This window comes from Microcystis ichthyoblabe FBCC-A1114 (genome assembly GCF_050500245.1).
Lineage (GTDB): Bacteria > Cyanobacteriota > Cyanobacteriia > Cyanobacteriales > Microcystaceae > Microcystis > Microcystis ichthyoblabe_A.
On sequence record NZ_CP191408.1, the window covers coordinates 2,073,669 to 2,092,904 of the forward strand.

Here is a 19,236-nt window from a genome sequence, read left to right on the forward strand (position 1 = left end):
TCTTAGTTGTAAAATACCTACACCTGTCAGGGAGTGTGGGGAGGCGGGAAGCGTGAGAAAACGATATAGTTTTTGTGGATTCAAGTTATGTTTTTGAACAAGTTCGTAGATTCAAAGAAGAAAATGAGACTGCTGCATAGTCAGTTGTCCTGTTAATGCAATCATCAACTCAACATTGTTCAGATCACTGTTAGTATTTAGCGAGACATAAGTCATGCCGCTGGAGGCGAAAAAGCGAACCTGCCCAGCGGCACTGAACGCTGATGAGCCGATAAAGACAAAGGCATTATCCGGGACGCTGGATGCCACGGCATCGATACCCGATATGTCGATCCGGTCCCCTTGGGCCAGGGAAAAGTCTGTGATAATGTCTGCATCATACTCAAAGTTAGCACTATCTTCAATTGTTTGAAAACGGAAAGTGTCTGCTCCAGTGTTGCCAGTCAATGTGTCCTGTCCGAGACCGCCACTGATGATATTTTGGCCAGCATTGCCAGAAATCGTGTTGGCCAAAGTATTTCCGGTTGCGTTAATGTTGCCGCTGCCAAGCAAAGTTAGATTTTCCACGAATGCTCCCAAGGCATAGGTGATTGAACTGCGGACATGGTCTGTCCCAGATGTTGGCAATTCAAAAACCACATCCCCCGCATTATCGACGGTGTAGGTGTCATCACCGCCAGCGCCAGCCATGGTGTCAGCACCAGCGCCACCGTCAAGGTTGTTGTTGCCGTTGTTGCCGGTCAGTTGATTGTTGAGTCCATTACCCTGACCATCGATGGCATCTTCTTCGCTCAGTGTGAGGTGTTCAACGTTGGCACCCAGTATCCAAGAAACAGAGGATTCCACCGTATCGCTGCCAGCGTTGAGGGCTTCTATAACGGTATCGGTGGCCAGATCAACGATGTAGCGGTCGTTACCGGCACCCCCTTCTAGGCGGTCTTGCTCACTGCCACCGTTGAGGAGGTCGTCGCCATCACCACCATAGAGACTGTCGGTTCCTCCCTGGCCGTAGAGGGAGTCATTGCCGGCTAGAGCGGTCAGGATATTGCTGCCGCTGGTTCCGATGATCTCGTTATCCAGAGTGTTGCCGGTGCCATTGCGGTTGATGCCATCGTCCCAACTGATATACAGTTGTAAATTCTCCACATTGGCACCCAGGGTATAAGCAGAGCGATTTGAATACACCCAGTCGATACCTGCATTGGCCGCTTCTGTCACTACATCACCAGCGTTATCGACGACATAGACATCGTCTCCAGCTCCACCGCTCATCGTGTCAGCACCTAGGTCTCCATCGATCCAGTTGTCGCCGGTGTTGCCAGTGATCTGGTTGGCGAGATCATTGCCGGTTGCTGAGAGATCTTGCGAGCCGGTCAGGACGAGTTGTTCGACATTCCCACTGAGGGTATAGCTGATGGAGGACTGCACCCGGTCTGTGCCAGCGGCATCTTCCTCCTGAACCGAATCACCTTGGTTATCAACGATGTAGATGTCATTGCCAAGGCCGCCAATCATGGTGTCGGCACCGGCAGCGCCGTTGAGGGTGTTGTTCAGGGCATTGCCCCAGAGGCTGTTGTTGGCTTCATTGCCCGTACCGTTGAGGGCGGTACCAATCAGCACCAGGTTTTCCAGTCGTGCGCCGAGGGTATAGTTCAGCGAGGCCTCAACGGTGTCTATGTCGCTGCCTGTTTCGATGATGACATCGCCTGTGGCATCGATGCGATAAAGATCGGCTCCCCATCCACCATTCAGGGTGTCGGCTTCGGCACCCCCATCGAGGGTGTCATTACCGGCGAGACCTTCCAGTCGGTTGGCGGCGCTGTTGCCACTGAGGCGATTGGCAGAGGCATTGCCGGTGCCGTTGATGGCATTGGTGCCAAGGAGGGTCAGATGCTCTAGGGTGCTGCTCAGGGTGTAGGTGATGGAGGTACGCACATGATCCTCCCCAGCATTAGCTAATTCGATGACCACATCCCCCACGTCATCGACGGTGTAGGTGTCATCACCGCCAGCGCCAGCCATGGTGTCAGCACCAGCGCCACCGTCAAGGTTGTTGTTGCCGTTGTTGCCGGTCAGTTGATTGTTGAGTCCATTACCCTGACCATCGATGGCATCTTCTTCGCTCAGTGTGAGGTGTTCAACGTTGGCACCCAGTATCCAAGAAACAGAGGATTCCACCGTATCGCTGCCAGCGTTGAGGGCTTCTATAACGGTATCGGTGGCCAGATCAACGATGTAGCGGTCGTTACCGGCACCCCCTTCTAGGCGGTCTTGCTCACTGCCACCGTTGAGGAGGTCGTCGCCATCACCACCATAGAGACTGTCGGTTCCTCCCTGGCCGTAGAGGGAGTCATTGCCGGCTAGAGCGGTCAGGATATTGCTGCCGCTGGTTCCGATGATCTCGTTATCCAGAGTGTTGCCGGTGCCATTGCGGTTGATGCCATCGTCCCAACTGATATACAGTTGTAAATTCTCCACATTGGCACCCAGGGTATAAGCAGAGCGATTTGAATACACCCAGTCGATACCTGCATTGGCCGCTTCTGTCACTACATCACCAGCGTTATCGACGACATAGACATCGTCTCCAGCTCCACCGCTCATCGTGTCAGCACCTAGGTCTCCATCGATCCAGTTGTCGCCGGTGTTGCCAGTGATCTGGTTGGCGAGATCATTGCCGGTTGCTGAGAGATCTTGCGAGCCGGTCAGGACGAGTTGTTCGACATTCCCACTGAGGGTATAGCTGATGGAGGACTGCACCCGGTCTGTGCCAGCGGCATCTTCCTCCTGAACCGAATCACCTTGGTTATCAACGATGTAGATGTCATTGCCAAGGCCGCCAATCATGGTGTCGGCACCGGCAGCGCCGTTGAGGGTGTTGTTCAGGGCATTGCCCCAGAGGCTGTTGTTGGCTTCATTGCCCGTACCGTTGAGGGCGGTACCAATCAGCACCAGGTTTTCCAGTCGTGCGCCGAGGGTATAGTTCAGCGAGGCCTCAACGGTGTCTATGTCGCTGCCTGTTTCGATGATGACATCGCCTGTGGCATCGATGCGATAAAGATCGGCTCCCCATCCACCATTCAGGGTGTCGGCTTCGGCACCCCCATCGAGGGTGTCATTACCGGCGAGACCTTCCAGTCGGTTGGCGGCGCTGTTGCCACTGAGGCGATTGGCAGAGGCATTGCCGGTGCCGTTGATGGCATTGGTGCCAAGGAGGGTCAGATGCTCTAGGGTGCTGCTCAGGGTGTAGGTGATGGAGGTACGCACATGATCCTCCCCAGCATTAGCTAATTCGATGACCACATCCCCCACGTCATCGACGGTGTAGGTGTCATTACCCCCGCCGCCGGCCATGGTGTCGGCTCCAGCGCCACCGTCAAGGTTGTTGTTGCCGTTGTTGCCGGTCAGTTGATTGTTGAGTCCATTACCCTGACCATCGATGGCATCTTCTTCGCTCAGTGTGAGGTGTTCAACGTTGGCACCCAGTATCCAAGAAACAGAGGATTCCACCGTATCGCTGCCAGCGTTGAGGGCTTCTATAACGGTATCGGTGGCCAGATCAACGATGTAGCGGTCGTTACCGGCACCCCCTTCTAGGCGGTCTTGCTCACTGCCACCGTTGAGGAGGTCGTCGCCATCACCACCATAGAGACTGTCGGTTCCTCCCTGGCCGTAGAGGGAGTCATTGCCGGCTAGAGCGGTCAGGATATTGCTGCCGCTGGTTCCGATGATCTCGTTATCCAGAGTGTTGCCGGTGCCATTGCGGTTGATGCCATCGTCCCAACTGATATACAGTTGTAAATTCTCCACATTGGCACCCAGGGTATAAGCAGAGCGAGTTGAATACACCCAGTCGATACCTGCATTGGCCGCTTCTGTCACTACATCACCAGCGTTATCGACCACATAGCCATCGTCGCCACCGCCACCGCTCATCGTGTCAGCACCTAGGTCTCCATCGATCCAGTTGTCGCCGGTGTTGCCAGTGATCTGGTTGGCGAGATCATTGCCGGTTGCTGAGAGATCTTGCGAGCCGGTCAGGACGAGTTGTTCGACATTCCCACTGAGGGTATAGCTGATGGAGGACTGCACCCGGTCTGTGCCAGCGGCATCTTCCTCCTGAACCGAATCACCTTGGTTATCAACGATGTAGATGTCATTGCCAAGGCCGCCAATCATGGTGTCGGCACCGGCAGCGCCGTTGAGGGTGTTGTTCAGGGCATTGCCCCAGAGGCTGTTGTTGGCTTCATTGCCCGTACCGTTGAGGGCGGTACCAATCAGCACCAGGTTTTCCAGTCGTGCGCCGAGGGTATAGTTCAGCGAGGCCTCAACGGTGTCTATGTCGCTGCCTGTTTCGATGATGACATCGCCTGTGGCATCGATGCGATAAAGATCGGCTCCCCATCCACCATTCAGGATGTCGGCACCGGCACCCCCATCAAGGGTGTCATTACCGGCGAGACCTTCCAGTCGGTTGGCGGCGCTGTTGCCACTGAGGCGATTGGCAGAGGCATTGCCGGTGCCGTTGATGGCGGTGGTGCCAAGGAGGGTCAGATGCTCTAGGGTGCTGGCCAAAGTATAGGTGATGGAGGTACGCACATGATCCTCCCCAGCATTAGCTAATTCGATGACCACATCCCCCACGTCATCGACGGTGTAGGTGTCATCACCGCCAGCACCAGCCATGGTGTCAGCACCAGTGCCGCCGTCAAGGTTGTTGTTACCGTTGTTGCCGGTCAATTGATTGTTGAGTCCATTACCCTGACCATCGATGGCATTCCACTCACCTGTCAGTGTGAGGTGTTCAACGTTGGCACCCAGTATCCAGGAAACAGAGGATTCCACCGTATCGCTCCCAGCGTTGAGGGCTTCTATAACGGTATCAGTGGCCAGATCAACGATGTAGCGGTCGTTACCGGCACCCCCTTCTAGGCGGTCTTGCTCACTGCCACCGTTGAGGAGGTCGTCGCCATCACCACCATAGAGACTGTCGGTTCCTCCCTGGCCGTAGAGGGAGTCATTGCCGGCTAGAGCGGTCAGGATATTGCTGCCGCTGGTTCCGATGATCTCGTTATCCAGAGTGTTGCCGGTGCCATTGCGGTTGATGCCATCGTCCCAACTGATATACAGTTGTAAATTCTCCACATTGGCACCCAGGGTATAAGCAGAGCGAGTTGAATACACCCAGTCGATACCTGCATTGGCCGCTTCTGTCACTACATCACCAGCGTTATCGACGACATAGACATCGTCTCCAGCTCCACCGCTCATCGTGTCAGCACCTAGGTCTCCATCGATCCAGTTGTCGCCGGTGTTGCCAGTGATCTGGTTGGCGAGATCATTGCCGGTTGCTGAGAGATCTTGCGAGCCGGTCAGGACGAGTTGTTCGACATTCCCACTGAGGGTATAGCTGATGGAGGACTGCACCCGGTCTGTGCCAGCGGCATCTTCCTCCTGAACCGAATCACCTTGGTTATCAACGATGTAGATGTCATTGCCAAGGCCGCCAATCATGGTGTCGGCACCGGCAGCGCCGTTGAGGGTGTTGTTCAGGGCATTGCCCCAGAGGCTGTTGTTGGCTTCATTGCCCGTACCGTTGAGGGCGGTACCAATCAGCACCAGGTTTTCCAGTCGTGCGCCGAGGGTATAGTTCAGCGAGGCCTCAACGGTGTCTATGTCGCTGCCTGTTTCGATGATGACATCGCCTGTGGCATCGATGCGATAAAGATCGGCTCCCCATCCACCATTCAGGGTGTCGGCTTCGGCACCCCCATCGAGGGTGTCATTACCGGCGAGACCTTCCAGTCGGTTGGCGGCGCTGTTGCCACTGAGGCGATTGGCAGAGGCATTGCCGGTGCCGTTGATGGCATTGGTGCCAAGGAGGGTCAGATGCTCTAGGGTGCTGCTCAGGGTGTAGGTGATGGAGGTACGCACATGATCCTCCCCAGCATTAGCTAATTCGATGACCACATCCCCCACGTCATCGACGGTGTAGGTGTCATTACCCCCGCCGCCGGCCATGGTGTCGGCTCCAGCGCCACCGTCTAACCAGTCATTTGCCGCCGTACCATAGATCTGATCGTTCCCAGCACCACCATCTAGGTGCTGTGGTTGGGAGTTGTCGGTGGTGAAGGCCAAAAAGTCATTGCCGTCGCCAGCAAAGACAGCATAACGATCAGTTCCCAGCCAAAGGGTGTCATTACCTGATGTGAGGCGAAATACCCCTGCGCTTTGGAGTACGGAGGGTATTGGGCTTAATGGGATGATTCCATTTGTGAGCAGATCGGCAAATGGTGCAAGCCCAGTGTTTTCCAAGGCCGCGTTCACCGCTGTGGTGAAGCTTGTCGAAGTTGGATCACCCCCCACGTCCTGGATGATTTCCCGCGCCAGCGGGAGAACGGCCGCCCAATACCCTGCTACCGTAATTCCGTCACCAGCAGGAGCCTTGCTTTTGAAACTATTCAACAGATCCGCAGGGGTCTGTACGGTCATAAGTCTGTCGATTTCGGGTACATAGACAGCGCTATCGGCCATGGCACTACCTAGCGGGCCAGACATCAACAGCCTCGCTAGGATGCCATCCACAAGACCATTCCAGGAGTCAGTCAAGCTGCCTACGGCCTGGGCGTTGGGGTTTCGGATACCTTCCACGACGAATTGTGTACCCAGAAAGGCTTCTAGTGCTGCCAGCTTGCGCCCATCGAATAGTCCTCCTCGTGATGATGGGTCAACGGATTGCACACCCGCCCAGCGATAAATGATCTGCTCTGCCTGGCTGCGGGCGTTGGCAAGACTGCTGAGGTTCTGAGAAACAAAACCCGTAACCAGTGTGGCCAAAGCTCCATCCGCCAACATGACAGAGCGCAGTGACTTGACATCCCCACGTCCACGGATGTCAGGGAGATTGTCAATGGTGATGTTGCCCGTCAAGCTAATCGAGGAATTGGTATCAACATTGGAGACATCAAACCAGATATCTGCGACTAAGCCTGTTGTGCCATTTGTATATTCAAAGATCGACTGCTCGTGAATCCGGTTGCCTTCTGCCGTGAAGTTGACGGCTGTGTACCTCAAATCGATGGAGCGAATATTGAGGGAAGCAAGTGTACGCAACTCGCCTGTATCGGTAAGACCGTTACTGTTGGCATCGAGCCAAACTCTGAACCGGGACCAGACTGCATCACTGGCATTGATAACTCGGTCATTGTTGAGGTCATAGGTGACCAGTTCAGCAAAGCCTGAGCGTCCAAGATCACCGATTAGCTCATTGATGTTGTCGATTTGGCCGTTGGCGTTGCTATCAATTGCCAGCAGGCCATCCGTCGGCTTCACCCAACCCGTTTGTTCTTTGATGCCATCGCCATCCATATCGAAATAGACATTGGATGTCGCCCGCGGAGTGAGTTCAATGCCGTTGCCATCCAGGTCGAGAACGATGGGATCAATTAGGCGGCGTAGTTGATCCCGCAGGGCATCTGAGAAAGAGTCACCCACCTGGTCAATCCAATCACTTAAGTCATCGACTGCATCTCCAATTCGATCCGCAAGAGAGTCAAACAAGTCACTTAACCAGCTGTCTCCGTTGGATCGACGGGCATCATTCCAAGGATCAGTAATCAGGTCACCTCGCTTCAGCGCATCATTCACCTTCTGCGCGATTTCATTGCTGCTGCTGGCATTTTTGCCAATATCTCGCCCTACCGAGTTATTCCATTTATCCATGTTTTTCTCTTGCCAAGGCTGGTCATGTTGTAGATCACCTCTAATTTCGTTGAGGTCACCAAAAACATGAGCAGCAGGTACACCATATTCCCTAGCCATAGCTCCGCTTGCATAGGCATGTCGAAAGGCGTCCCAAGCACCATTATGTTTGGTATTTGGATCAATTCCATAATTCTCCGCGTATGTATTGGCTTCCTGCATATACCTGTTGTACAGGTTGTCAAATTCACTCATTTCATTTCTCCTACGACTAAAAAGATCCGATTTCTAGATTCAATTTTCACTATTGCCCCAACATCTAAAGGGACACAACTGGCTGGTACAAATCTCTTCGGCAATTGCGCTCTGTGTTCTGGCTGGATTTCATGAGTAGCCAAAATGTCAAGTTTTTTAGATCGCTTGAACTTGGATAGGCTTATTTCTTTAGGCATGACGATGATAAATGCCCAATGGGACTCATTCGCCACATAGCCAGTTGACTTTAGATAGGCATTGATGCGAGTACTGTATGGAACACCCTCCGAAATAGATTGTTGATAAGGATAGAGAACACACAGATGGCTATCGGGCATTTTTTCTAAAGAGCTAAGCTTGAGAACCTGACCAACCTCTAAATATCTCTGAAGATAATCCTGCTCAATCATTTGTCCGCCCTGCTTCGCAGTACATCCTGAGATTGACAGCATGAAAGTGCACAGAAGGCTAATCGGTAATATTTGGTGTAAACCAAGTAAGTTTTCCATGACTCGCAGTTGCATCCTTGTGCGTTGATTTAGGAATTTTTTTTGATTGGCATAAGCTTGACTTCGACTTCAACTCGGTTCCTTCATTTTATCGTGTAAGATGGCGATTGCACTCTACTCCAAAGCCTCAATCGTGACTAGACCACCCTCGATCGCTTGAATCCGCAGATCGTAACCTCGCAATAGCTGCATCCCGATTAGTGGAAGTGTCTCTGATTCGTTGATGTAAATCTCACGATATTGCCCATCCCAAATCACGCGCCCGATGTAAACCTCAAACGTACAGAAAGTTCCGTCACCTAATGTGGCAATATCTCGGCCCTCCCAACTCAACCCCAATGTGGCAATTATGTCAGACGGCAAGGTGAGAAAACCCGAAAATCCTGTATCAGTTACAGCATCTACCATCTGCGCTGTCTTATTATTCGTGAGCGCGATCGATAAGGTCGCTTCACACCTTTGATTCACACGACCTTGCATCATTGCTTTGTTCTCAAACTCCGTGTACCAAAGTGATCGACTGCTAGATGCCCAATCCGAATAAACCAAGTCTGAGCATCAGGCACTCGTGCAGAAAGTTGTTTCGATGCTGTCACCAAATCATCGGCAACTTCAAACGCTCCGGTTTCAATGTCAATCGCCACAATTTTGCCGTAATTGCCTTCTTCAACTTGAGAGCGCACTTGGGATTCATAGAGTTCATTACCACGTCGGGCAAATTCTTTTTTGCTGTAGCGGGGTTGTCGAATTACCATATCCTTGACTTCGATTTCAACTCGGTTTACTTATTTTATCCTGTAACATGGCGAGCGCACTTACAGCCGTCTGACTTGCGCTAAAGCCTCTTCGCCTGAAATTAGCTGAACAGAACCATTTCTCGCTTCATCTCTGCGTCCCTTAGCTTCAACAATCCACATCGACTCAATCGGAACTTTTTCCATGTACATGACCACTATTGCACGAGTACAGCAAGAAAAGTTAACGGGTCTATCCATTGCTGGACAAGGGTTTTCGGCTCTTGTAGTAGATATGTATGGGTAGTTCAGGTGTTTTAGGTGGGAATTGGTTCACCCGGCCGCAAACTAGACCATTTACCGGTTTCGCGTAAAAAGCTTTCGCAACCCACCACATCCCACTCCATTTCGATATAATCTTCTTTGGTGCGAATGTTAACGTTAATAGAAGGGTTCTTCGCTTCAAAGTCCGGTGTCTCGGTGAGATGACGTTCCTGATGTTGTGTTTCTACGGCATGATAGGTGAGACAGCGATCAACAAAATAGCAGTTAATACAAATACACATAGGTTTAACTCTATAAGTCTTTTCCGTTAATCTAGCTCAGTCTCTCCCCAAATAGGGCCGGTAAAAATTATATTTTTGTAAATTTATCTTCTCGATGTCTTGTCAAAAAAACCTAGATAGTTTAGTTAAAGAAGTTTTTGCGATTAATCAGCAAGAATTGCCAGAAAATGCTTATTTAGTCGGTGGTGCTGTGCGAGACGCTTTATTAAACCGTCAGAAAGACTATATTGACCTAGATTTTGTGGTTCCCGCAAAAGCGATCGAAATTGCTCAAACTATTGCCCATCAGTATAAGGCCGGTTTTGTGGTTTTAGATGCGGTTCGTCAAATTGCTCGCGTCGTTTTTCCCCAGGGGACTCTTGATTTCGCACAACAGGAGGGAGAATCTCTAGAAATAGACCTAAAAAGACGGGATTTCACCGTTAATGCTCTTGCTTATAATCTCCACACCCAAGAAATTTTCGATCCTTTAGGGGGATTAAAAGATTTAGGCTGCCAATCCCTGCGGATGATTTCCCCCGAAAATCTCCAAGATGATCCCCTAAGATTATTAAGGGCCTATCGACAAGCGGCTCAATTGGACTTTGAGATCGAACCCCATACCCGTGCAACTATTCGTTCTCTTGCCCCTTTATTGCACCGTGTAGCCGCCGAAAGGGTACAATCCGAGTTGAATTACCTTTTGCTCAATTCCCGTGGCAATAAATGGCTAAAAAGTGCCTGGGAAGATGGCTTATTATCTCTCTGGTTGCGTCGGATTACCCCCGCAAAAATGGAGCGAGTTATGGGGGTGGAAGCGGCAGCGGGATTTTTAGAATCTTTGTTACCGGAAAACTTTATCTTTTCCCCTTCTCAGTTACAGTTGACAAAATTGGCCCTATTGGTATCGGATATTTTGGCAGAAGCGGAAAAAGAGTTAATCGATCTCAAGTATTCCAGGGGGGAAATTCGCACGGTAATCACGGTAATTAAGTGTTTACCTCCTCTCAAGGAGGCAGATAATTTAAGTCTGCGGGAACAGTATTTTATTTATCTAAATACGGGAAAAGTATTTCCTGTCTTTGCCCTTTTTGCTCTATCGATGGGGATTAACAAAAATATCGTCGCTTCTCTGTTGACTTCCTATCTCGATCCCGATAATATTATCGCCCATCCCCGACCTTTATTAAGGGGCGATGATTTAATTAACCATTTACACCTGAAACCCAGTCCGATTATCGGTAAGTTATTAACCGAGGTACAAATTGCCCAAATTGAGGGCCAAGTCACAGTTTTTCAGGAAGCGATCGATTTTGCTAAAAAGTTATTATAAGTGGTTGGAGAACAGAGAAGTGAGGCTCTCCTATTCTTTGTGTGATAATTTTAACTTATAGTGATCGATCTCTGTGTCCTTTGTGTCTGGAGTGGTTCGTTCCACTCCCTCGCCCGCAAGACTATATCTTACAATACATTTTACCCACCACACCTGGGAGAGCCAGAAGTGAGGCTCTGTTCCCTATTGATAACCGTCCCTGGGAACTAATTTTCTGAGCGAATTTTAAACAAAAACACGATGCTGTAGGGAAGGCATTTGTCGTCGCACCTGTTGCAGACGTTGGGGATTAATTTCGGCAATTGCCACTCCCGCTTCTTCCCCCGCATCGGCTAAAACCACACCCCAAGGATCGATAATCATAGCGTGACCGTGGGTGTAACGGCGTGCGTAATTATTGCCCGTTTGAGCGGGAGCTATTATATAACAAGTATTCTCGATCGCTCGCGCTTGTAACAAAACTTTCCAATGATCTTTCCCTGTAAAAGCCGTAAACGCCGCGGGTACAAATAAAACATCGGCTCCTTGCTGCGATAAATAGCGATAGAGTTCAGGAAAACGCACATCATAGCAAATCGAGAGGCCAATTTTTCCCAAGCTATCGGAGCCATAAATCGGCGGTAAATCGATTCCTGCTAAAGGTTCCACAAATAGTCCACTTAAACCTCCTAGGGTAATCATAAACAAGCCTAAGATATAGAGAAACTTGATAATGGTAATGCTGACCATTTTCCGAAAGGTAAAAAAGTCTTGCCAGAAACTGTTCATTAAACCCTCTTATTGGCTTAGAAAAAAGATCATTTTTGAGGTAAATTACGAATTATTTTCAGGTAATTGTAAGGAATCTTGAGTTCCTTTTAAAGATTTACGCGCCACCTCTCTTGCGTCTCTGCTTAATTGTTCTATGGCTTTTTTAGAAACTTGTTCTAACCACAGTCTAGTACCATAAGAAATTGCCATAAGAGGTAGAATTACCATTAAGGCATAAATCCATGCTATCGCCAACAAAGCAAGGATAATTAAGACAAACATAATGCCATAAATTCCAGCACCACCAACTCCTCCGAAGATAGAGGTAAAGATATTCATAACAGTGGTTAGTACCCAAATAACGCCATCGGATAGCGCAATCAAAACTTTTAAAGCAATATTTGTCTGTCTTTCATATTCCTTGATTAAGTCTTCAATATTGCGTTTATTAGATTCTAACGCATCCGCTACGACATTATAGACGTATAAAGATTTCCCTTCTCCATTGTTATCAATTCCAATAATATTACAGGACTGATTAACATCTGGATTGCTGACTTTAAGCGTTAAAGGATTTCCCAAAAGTTGAACTTGTTGTTGATACATAATACACCAAAACCATACAATTTATTCAGGTAAAGTGCGAATTCTAACCTATCAGCTACTCAACAAAAGCCAATCATCCACTTATTTCTAAGTTTCGGTTGAACAGGCCGCATCTGGTATGCCAGTATAGCTTGAGAATAATTTGGGAATCTACCCAAACTGGTATCAATTTTAAAATAGCCTCAAACCCTTATAGAGTAAGGAATATGACATCTAAAGCTGAGATTGACTTCGGGACACTTAAGGATATAGCCAATTTTCAGGGTAATTTACCTTAAGTTCCCAAAATCTAGTATTTATCGGCAACCTATTGAGCTAGACTTCACACCGCAAACGCTTCCTTGTGTTTATGAAAAATCTGGTCAGCGTTGTGGTACTGATGTTTAATCATCCACTGCTCCAGTTCAATGAGATACCATTGACCGGCAAATGTTCCATATTTTAAGCAAACTTTTTCATTATCGTGTAGAGTGTGCTTAAACCCAAAACGTTCTTTATACAGTGCTTCAATTGTTTCGTCCCCTTTTGGATAAGTCGTGTAGGAAATTTCAGTGTGAGCAATATCATGTTTGTAAGTCAAGATAGCTCGAATCAATTGCTGATAAACAAGATAACTTGTTCCTTTTTTGCCAGTTCCCTTTTCATCATACAGAGAGAGACTTTCTCCGATGCTTGTTACATTTTTGGGTAACATCAAATGCTTTCCTGTGTGTTTTCCTTCACAAAATGTTGCCAGTTGACAAGGCAAATAGTAGCCATATTCAGGCAGAGAATAGGTATAGCGTGCAACACCGATTACCTGAGAGGGATTCTGTTCAGGATAGGCTAGAAAAATAACCGATTGGTGAGTAAATAAATCGTCGATTTCTTTGCGATAATTTTGTGACTCAGGATAGCGATTCTTGAGAAATAAGAAATAGGATTCAATTTCTGCCGGTGTTTCCGCTTCCTTGACCAGATAACCTTTGACCTTTGGCACATCAAAAGAAAGTGAGGCTCTTTTGCTAAGAATCCAGCAGTTGCCAATGTTATTTAATACAATAAACCCAGCACAAGAAAACAGAATCTTCACATATTGCTCAATATCAGGGGTTTGGGATATATCATAGACAAAGAGAAGACCGTTATCCTGTAACATTCTTCGGACAGTCCTTAAAGTGAATAGCGGATCTTTTTGGGTGTAATTTGTGGTCTTTAGCGTTTCAAATGTTTGTGCCGTTGAATCCTTTTCCTCGTTTGGTTTTAAATCAAGCCAACAAGAAAGTTGCTCATAGTGACGCTCTGGTATTTGACCGCTAAATAAGTGATTGACATCAACTCCATCCGACGACAGTAGCCGCACCGATGTAGATGATAATGAGATAAACTGTTTACCATTGGTTTGGTTGATTATTTGAGAAATAGCCATTTTGCTACCCTTAGGAAGAGGACAACGAGCAATGAGGCTCTCTTCATTGGGAGTAAAGCGATAGAAATCCTTAGATTTCTACAGAGAAGCAAGCAAAACGATGATTTTTGGGCGCAAAAAGCAAAAGAAGCTGGAATTAGAAAGAATTAGAAAGCTTGAATGGCTTCCTATACCTATAATTGAGCAAATAGCTGATATGTACTTAGTCACATTGAGAGAAAGTTTTTCAAAAAATGAGAATTTCTGGGGATAATTGATCAACAATAGAGAAATAAACTTATGTAGATTGAATAGAGAGCAATGAAGTTAAAACTCTCCGTAGCGGGACTTGAGCAAGTCAAAACCCGATGGGCGCAAAAACAAAAAGAAGGCTGGACTAGAGAGCATTTATGTAAGGAAGCTAGTCAATTTGCTGAACCTGATACCAATTGGGAGGAATTGTTCAATCTCCGACGTTACGCTTTGAATTGCACCCCAGAGACTTTAGATCGATTTTTAAGGAGGGAAAACATTCGATTAGGAGGTTTTGTTTCCTTTTGTCGAGCTTTGAACATCGACCCTTCAAAAGTCGCAGATCTAGATAATCTTTTGCAAAAACTGACTCAAGATATCGAGCCTATTTGGGTGGGGCGAGAGTCTCTTCAAAGTGATTTACTGGAAAAACTAAGAGGCGATTGTCGCATTGTCGTAATTACGGGAATAACAGGTATTGGGAAAACTGCCCTCGCCTACAAATTGGCCTTAGCTTTGTGTCAAGAAGGGTTTCCTCCTGAACTGCCTATTGATTTTGATGGGTTTAATCAACGGGAGGATCAACAGTCGCAATCAGAAGCACAAAACTTTATCAGCACAGCTATTGATTTACTCAATCGTGGCGATGAACCTGTTACGGCAAAACAAGCAAAAAACCCAGAACAATTATTAACTCAACTGGTTAATCATCTGAGCAATAATCGTCGATTAATTTGGTTTGATTCAATGGAAAATCTTTTACAAGGAGAACAACAAGATGGCAGTAATCGCTTTAAAGACCCCCTCTGGCGAGTCTTTTTTCAAAAGATATTAGAAGCCGAAAATTGTCAGACTCGAATTGTGATAACTTCGCAGGATAAGCCTGAAGATTTTGAAACTTTTAGTCAAGATCAATATTGGCATATTCAGCCATTAATGGGATTAGAGGATCAGGAAAGTTTACAGTTATTTGAACGTTTATTTCAACAAGCAGAAGTCGAATTAATTCTTCATGGACGTAACCTTGCTTACCTTAAAGAGATCGGAAAACTTTATGAGGGACATCCTCTCGCTATCCGCTTAATTTCTGGTGATATTATTGATAGACTGAATGGAGATATCGGCACTTATTATGAGGAGAATAAATCCCGATTTCGACGATTAAGAGAAATGATTGATGAAGCTCAAAAAGCCAATCCTGATGATTATTACAAAGTTAACTTAATGACCAAACAATTACGAAAACAACTGCTAGAGGAGGAAGTCGAAAGAACAATAGAGCGACTTGAAAACACTTTTAAAACTGCTTATTTATTGCTTATCTATGGTTCTACTTATTCATCTTTTGAATTTAAAAATGCGTGGTTTCAAAATCTTCAATTATTTTCAGAATACGAGGAACAGGATTTAGACTTAGCTCTTTTTACCTTGTTTAACCGTTATTTAGTAGAAACTCAAAAACAACTGGGATATGAACCACATATCAAACAGCACAGTTTAATTCGCAATGTTGCTTTCAAGCGTCTAGTATCTACCCAAAGAAAAGAAGGAAAACCAAATCATGAATGATTTTCAATCTCCTCAATTAAGAGTCAAAGAACGTCTCACAAGTATCGATTTTACTGTTTTTGGAGAACTCGCTCAAGTTAAACAAAAAGGGGAAATTTTAGGGGCGACAGGGAGTCATTTTGAAAAAGCACATTTTGGCGCATTTATCTGGCATTTAATTGGTTATGAACGCCATATTAAGGATAAAATGGGACAGCATCTCTCTATTCAAGAACGGGCAAGTCGTTATGTGGAAGCATTTCTCTGTCTATGTCGATTAGGTTGGTATAAAGAAGCTAAATCTTTATTTTCTTTACCCTTAGAAATTCATGATCCAACTTCTTTCCCTTTGCACAAACAATTACGCATCTGGGGACGCTATGAAGATGGCATAAAACTGTGTAAAGAATTATTAGGAAATCTTGACAATGAAACCGATTTTCTCTGTTTAAGTGAACTTGGTTATATGTATCGAGAATTAGGAGAATTTGACCAAGCAAAAAATTATGCAGAGAAACTCTTATCCTTAGCCGAGCAATTAAATAATCCTCTTTGGAAAGCAAGAGGAAAAGTAAATATAGCAACAATTGAGGGAATACAAGGTGAATATTTAAATGCTGAAATAGTACTGAATGAAGGTTTAAATCTAGCCGAGATTATTCCCGATTGTGACGAAAAATTTGAGATTATTAATGTTGCTTATTTAAATCTGGGTAATTGTTATGGTTATCAGGGAAAAGTTGACCAGACTATTGCTTGTTTAGAAAAATACTTAAAATGGGCAGAAAAAATTAAAAATCTTATTTATCAAGCAACGGCTTTACGAAATTTAGGAGAAGCATACCGGCGAATCAATGATTTGAATACAGCTATCGATTATACTCAAAGAAGTCTTGATTTATCTGAGCAAATAACCGATGAAGCAGGAATTATTTTTTCTTTGGGAAATTTAGCCGCAATTTATTGGCAACAAGCAAATTTTCAGGAGTCTGAAAAATACTTTAAACAACAAAAGAAAAGAGCTTTAGCTATTTCAGATGTAGCAAGTGTTGCCCATGCTTGTGCTGGATTAGGAGAAATTTATAGTATCACTCGAAAGGATGATCTAGCCTATCAATATCTTAACCAAGCTTTAGATATTGCCCTCGATATTGGAGAAAGATATATAGAACTAGAGACTTTAATTGTTTTGGCAGAATTTGAAGAAAAAACCCATGATCTTAAATCAGCTATTAATCACTGGCAACGCGCCTTACATCTTTCTGAAAAATTAAATATTCTCTCCCATAAAGAGAACTGTGAACAAAATCTAGAAAGGTTGTTAAACCCCAACTAAGTTGAGACTCGTATTATATACATGACTACAATTCCACGGGTACATTAAGAAAAGTTAATGGTTGTATCCATTAATGGATAAGGGTTTTCGGCTCTTGTAGTATATATATTTGATGGCAATTCGGACATTCAATTGTTTCATTTAAAAGAGCGAGCTTTAAGAAAATTGTCTGAGCATTTTTTTGATAATTGACCCCTGTTACATTCGGTAAATCGAGGAGTTGATCAAAATTTATCCACATAACCCACCTCCTGTTCTGTGTCACCATTATACCATGCTCACACAGAACCTAGAAAAGCCCAATTTTAGGTAAAGTGTCATCAAATTCCTGCGAAGTCTCTTGCCTCATCTCAACAAGCAATTTAAATACGTGGGCAGCTTAAAAAAGTCTTAACTATGGCAGTTATCTTAATGGTGAGGTACGAAGTTGATGCCAGCAAGGGAATCTTTAAGAAATTAGCCAAAATGCCTGAGTATAGATATTGACGGCGCTAGACTGCCAACGTATAGATAAATACTGTTTCTGGAAGCCCATGACTGTCAGCTACGAAAAAATTACCCCACCGACAACAGGCTCGAAAATTACTTTTTCTGACGGAAAACCTCTAGTTCCCGACGATCCCATCATTCCCTTCATTCGCGGTGACGGTACGGGGGTCGATATCTGGCCCGCAACCGCAAAAGTTATCGATGCAGCGATCGCCACAGCCTACGGTGGTCAAAGGAAAATCCATTGGTTTAAAGTTTATGCTGGTGATGAAGCTTGCGAAATCTACGGGACTTATCAATATCTACCCCAAGATACATTGACAGCGATTAAAGAATATGGTATAGCCATCAAAGGTCCCTTGACCACTCCCATCGGTGGCGGCATTCGTTCCCTGAATGTGGCTTTGCGGCAAATTTTTGACCTCTATGCCTGTGTTCGTCCCTGTCGTTACTATGCGGGAACCCCTTCCCCCCATAAAACCCCGGAAAAACTCGATGTCATTGTCTATCGGGAAAATACCGAGGATATCTATCTCGGTATCGAATGGAAACAAGGCACGGAAATCGCCGATAAACTGATTAATTATCTCAACACGGAACTAATTCCCGCCACTCCCGAACACGGTAAAAAACAAATTCCCCTCGATGCGGGTATCGGGATCAAACCGATTAGTAAGACGGGTTCCCAAAGATTAGTCCGCCGGGCGATCGAACGAGCGCTGACTTTACCGAAACCGAAAAATCAAGTTACTCTCGTCCACAAGGGTAACATTATGAAATATACGGAAGGGGCGTTCCGGGATTGGGGTTATGAATTAGCTAAGAGTGAATTCCGGGATGTGTGCGTTACCGAGATGGAATCATGGATCCTGAGTAATAAGGAGAAAAACCCTGATCTGAGCATCGAAGATAACGCCCGCATGGTAGAACCGGGTTATGATGCCCTCACCGACGAGAAAAAAGCCAAAATCTGCCAAGAAGTGACCAGTGTTCTCGATGCTATCTGGGAAACCCACGGCAATGGGCAATGGAAAGATAAAATTATGGTTAACGATCGCATTGCCGATAGTATCTTCCAACAGATCCAAACCCGTCCCGATGAATACTCGATCCTCGCTACTATGAACCTGAATGGCGATTATCTCTCCGATGCGGCAGCGGCGATTGTCGGTGGTTTAGGGATGGGACCCGGGGCGAATATTGGCGATACTTGCGCTATTTTTGAGGCAACCCACGGCACAGCCCCTAAACACGCCGGTTTAGACCGAATTAACCCCGGTTCGGTGATTCTTTCCGGGGTGATGATGTTGGAATACATGGGATGGCAAGAAGCGGCCGATTTGATTAAAAAAGGCATCGCAGCAGCGATCGCTAATCGACAAGTTACCTACGATTTAGCGCGTCTGATGGAACCCCCCGTTAATCCTCCCCTGAAATGTTCCGAATTTGCCGACGCGATTATCTCCCATTTTGGCGATTAATTTTCTGGTTAGGGTAGCCTGAAAACTGCCCTATTTTTCGGAAAATACCCTAACTACCGAGGTCTTGACAAAATAGGAAAAAACCAGAACTTCCCCCTTGATACCAAATTTCTAAATCCATGACAGACATCCAGGCTTGAATGCTTGCCAGGCGTTGTCAAGTTTGAAGATGATGGCGCATCAGAGCAGACTTGAAAACGCTTTAACAGTAAGGCTCTCGTTGTGTCGCAATTCATTCTTCATATTCTGATCTGACAACGCCGTAAGCAATGCCTGAAAGACATCCCCCACATATCCATTCTTTGTCATC

At 46.3% G+C, this 19,236-nt stretch carries 11 protein-coding genes and 4 pseudogenes; 4 read left to right on the plus strand and 11 right to left on the minus strand.

The annotated features are described in order from the left end of the window. Positions 1 to 111: 111 nt before the first annotated feature. The 6 genes and pseudogenes from ACQY1Y_RS10080 to ACQY1Y_RS10105 all read right to left on the minus strand — a co-directional run bounded on the left by ACQY1Y_RS10080 (position 112) and on the right by ACQY1Y_RS10105 (position 9,765). Positions 112 to 7,956, minus strand: coding sequence for a DUF6973 domain-containing protein (locus tag ACQY1Y_RS10080; RefSeq protein ID WP_430014496.1), 7,845 nt, complete (start codon positions 7,954 to 7,956; stop codon positions 112 to 114). Further along, positions 7,953 to 8,465: a hypothetical protein gene (locus tag ACQY1Y_RS10085; protein WP_430014497.1), complete on the minus strand. Its 513-nt coding sequence runs from the start codon at positions 8,463 to 8,465 to the stop codon at positions 7,953 to 7,955. Before ACQY1Y_RS10085 ends, ACQY1Y_RS10080 begins: the two co-directional genes overlap by 4 nt. Positions 8,466 to 8,579: 114 nt before the next feature. Next, positions 8,580 to 8,948 carry a clan AA aspartic protease gene (locus ACQY1Y_RS10090; protein WP_287744787.1) on the minus strand — a complete coding sequence of 123 codons (369 nt, stop codon included), beginning with the start codon at positions 8,946 to 8,948 and terminating at the stop codon, positions 8,580 to 8,582. Next, positions 8,945 to 9,220: a hypothetical protein gene (locus ACQY1Y_RS10095; protein ID WP_079209427.1), complete on the minus strand. Its 276-nt coding sequence runs from the start codon at positions 9,218 to 9,220 to the stop codon at positions 8,945 to 8,947. Before ACQY1Y_RS10095 ends, ACQY1Y_RS10090 begins: the two co-directional genes overlap by 4 nt. A gap of 60 nt (positions 9,221 to 9,280) precedes the next feature. Further along, a pseudogene (locus tag ACQY1Y_RS10100) lies at positions 9,281 to 9,379 on the minus strand (addiction module protein); the annotation flags it as partial. A gap of 137 nt (positions 9,380 to 9,516) precedes the next feature. After that, a complete protein-coding gene (locus ACQY1Y_RS10105) occupies positions 9,517 to 9,765 on the minus strand; it encodes a Ycf34 family protein (RefSeq protein ID WP_002760106.1) in 249 nt (82 codons plus the stop codon). A 94-nt stretch (positions 9,766 to 9,859) separates the two neighbouring features. On the opposite strand from ACQY1Y_RS10105, the gene ACQY1Y_RS10110 reads away from it, so the two are divergent. Continuing rightward, entirely contained in the window at positions 9,860 to 11,077 is a 1,218-nt protein-coding gene (locus ACQY1Y_RS10110) for a CCA tRNA nucleotidyltransferase (protein ID WP_430014498.1), read from the plus strand. A 225-nt stretch (positions 11,078 to 11,302) separates the two neighbouring features. Here the strand turns inward: ACQY1Y_RS10110 and ACQY1Y_RS10115 are convergent. The 4 genes and pseudogenes from ACQY1Y_RS10115 to ACQY1Y_RS10130 all read right to left on the minus strand — a co-directional run. Beyond that, positions 11,303 to 11,716 (minus strand): annotated as a pseudogene (locus tag ACQY1Y_RS10115) (nitrilase-related carbon-nitrogen hydrolase); the annotation flags it as partial. A 21-nt stretch (positions 11,717 to 11,737) separates the two neighbouring features. Continuing rightward, positions 11,738 to 11,845: pseudogene (locus tag ACQY1Y_RS10120) on the minus strand (DUF4282 domain-containing protein); the annotation flags it as partial. A 45-nt stretch (positions 11,846 to 11,890) separates the two neighbouring features. Continuing rightward, complete coding sequence (locus ACQY1Y_RS10125) at positions 11,891 to 12,433, minus strand: hypothetical protein (protein ID WP_002803048.1); 543 nt, start codon at positions 12,431 to 12,433, stop codon at positions 11,891 to 11,893. Between the two features lie 322 nt (positions 12,434 to 12,755). After that, positions 12,756 to 13,841 carry a hypothetical protein gene (locus ACQY1Y_RS10130; protein WP_430014499.1) on the minus strand — a complete coding sequence of 362 codons (1,086 nt, stop codon included), beginning with the start codon at positions 13,839 to 13,841 and terminating at the stop codon, positions 12,756 to 12,758. Between the two features lie 300 nt (positions 13,842 to 14,141). On the opposite strand from ACQY1Y_RS10130, the gene ACQY1Y_RS10135 reads away from it, so the two are divergent. Together ACQY1Y_RS10135 and ACQY1Y_RS10140 are read left to right on the plus strand one after the other, a co-directional pair. Next, entirely contained in the window at positions 14,142 to 15,641 is a 1,500-nt protein-coding gene (locus ACQY1Y_RS10135; protein ID WP_430014500.1) for an NACHT domain-containing protein, read from the plus strand. Further along, positions 15,634 to 16,956: a tetratricopeptide repeat protein gene (locus ACQY1Y_RS10140; protein ID WP_430014501.1), complete on the plus strand. Its 1,323-nt coding sequence runs from the start codon at positions 15,634 to 15,636 to the stop codon at positions 16,954 to 16,956. Before ACQY1Y_RS10135 ends, ACQY1Y_RS10140 begins: the two co-directional genes overlap by 8 nt. 109 nt (positions 16,957 to 17,065) lie before the next feature. Here the strand turns inward: ACQY1Y_RS10140 and ACQY1Y_RS10145 are convergent. Continuing rightward, a pseudogene (locus tag ACQY1Y_RS10145) lies at positions 17,066 to 17,197 on the minus strand (ISL3 family transposase); the annotation flags it as partial. Positions 17,198 to 17,489: 292 nt separating this feature from the next. Between ACQY1Y_RS10145 and ACQY1Y_RS10150 the strand changes: the two are divergent. Beyond that, entirely contained in the window at positions 17,490 to 18,926 is a 1,437-nt protein-coding gene (locus ACQY1Y_RS10150; protein WP_004158424.1) for an NADP-dependent isocitrate dehydrogenase, read from the plus strand. The last annotated feature ends 310 nt before the right edge of the window (positions 18,927 to 19,236 follow it).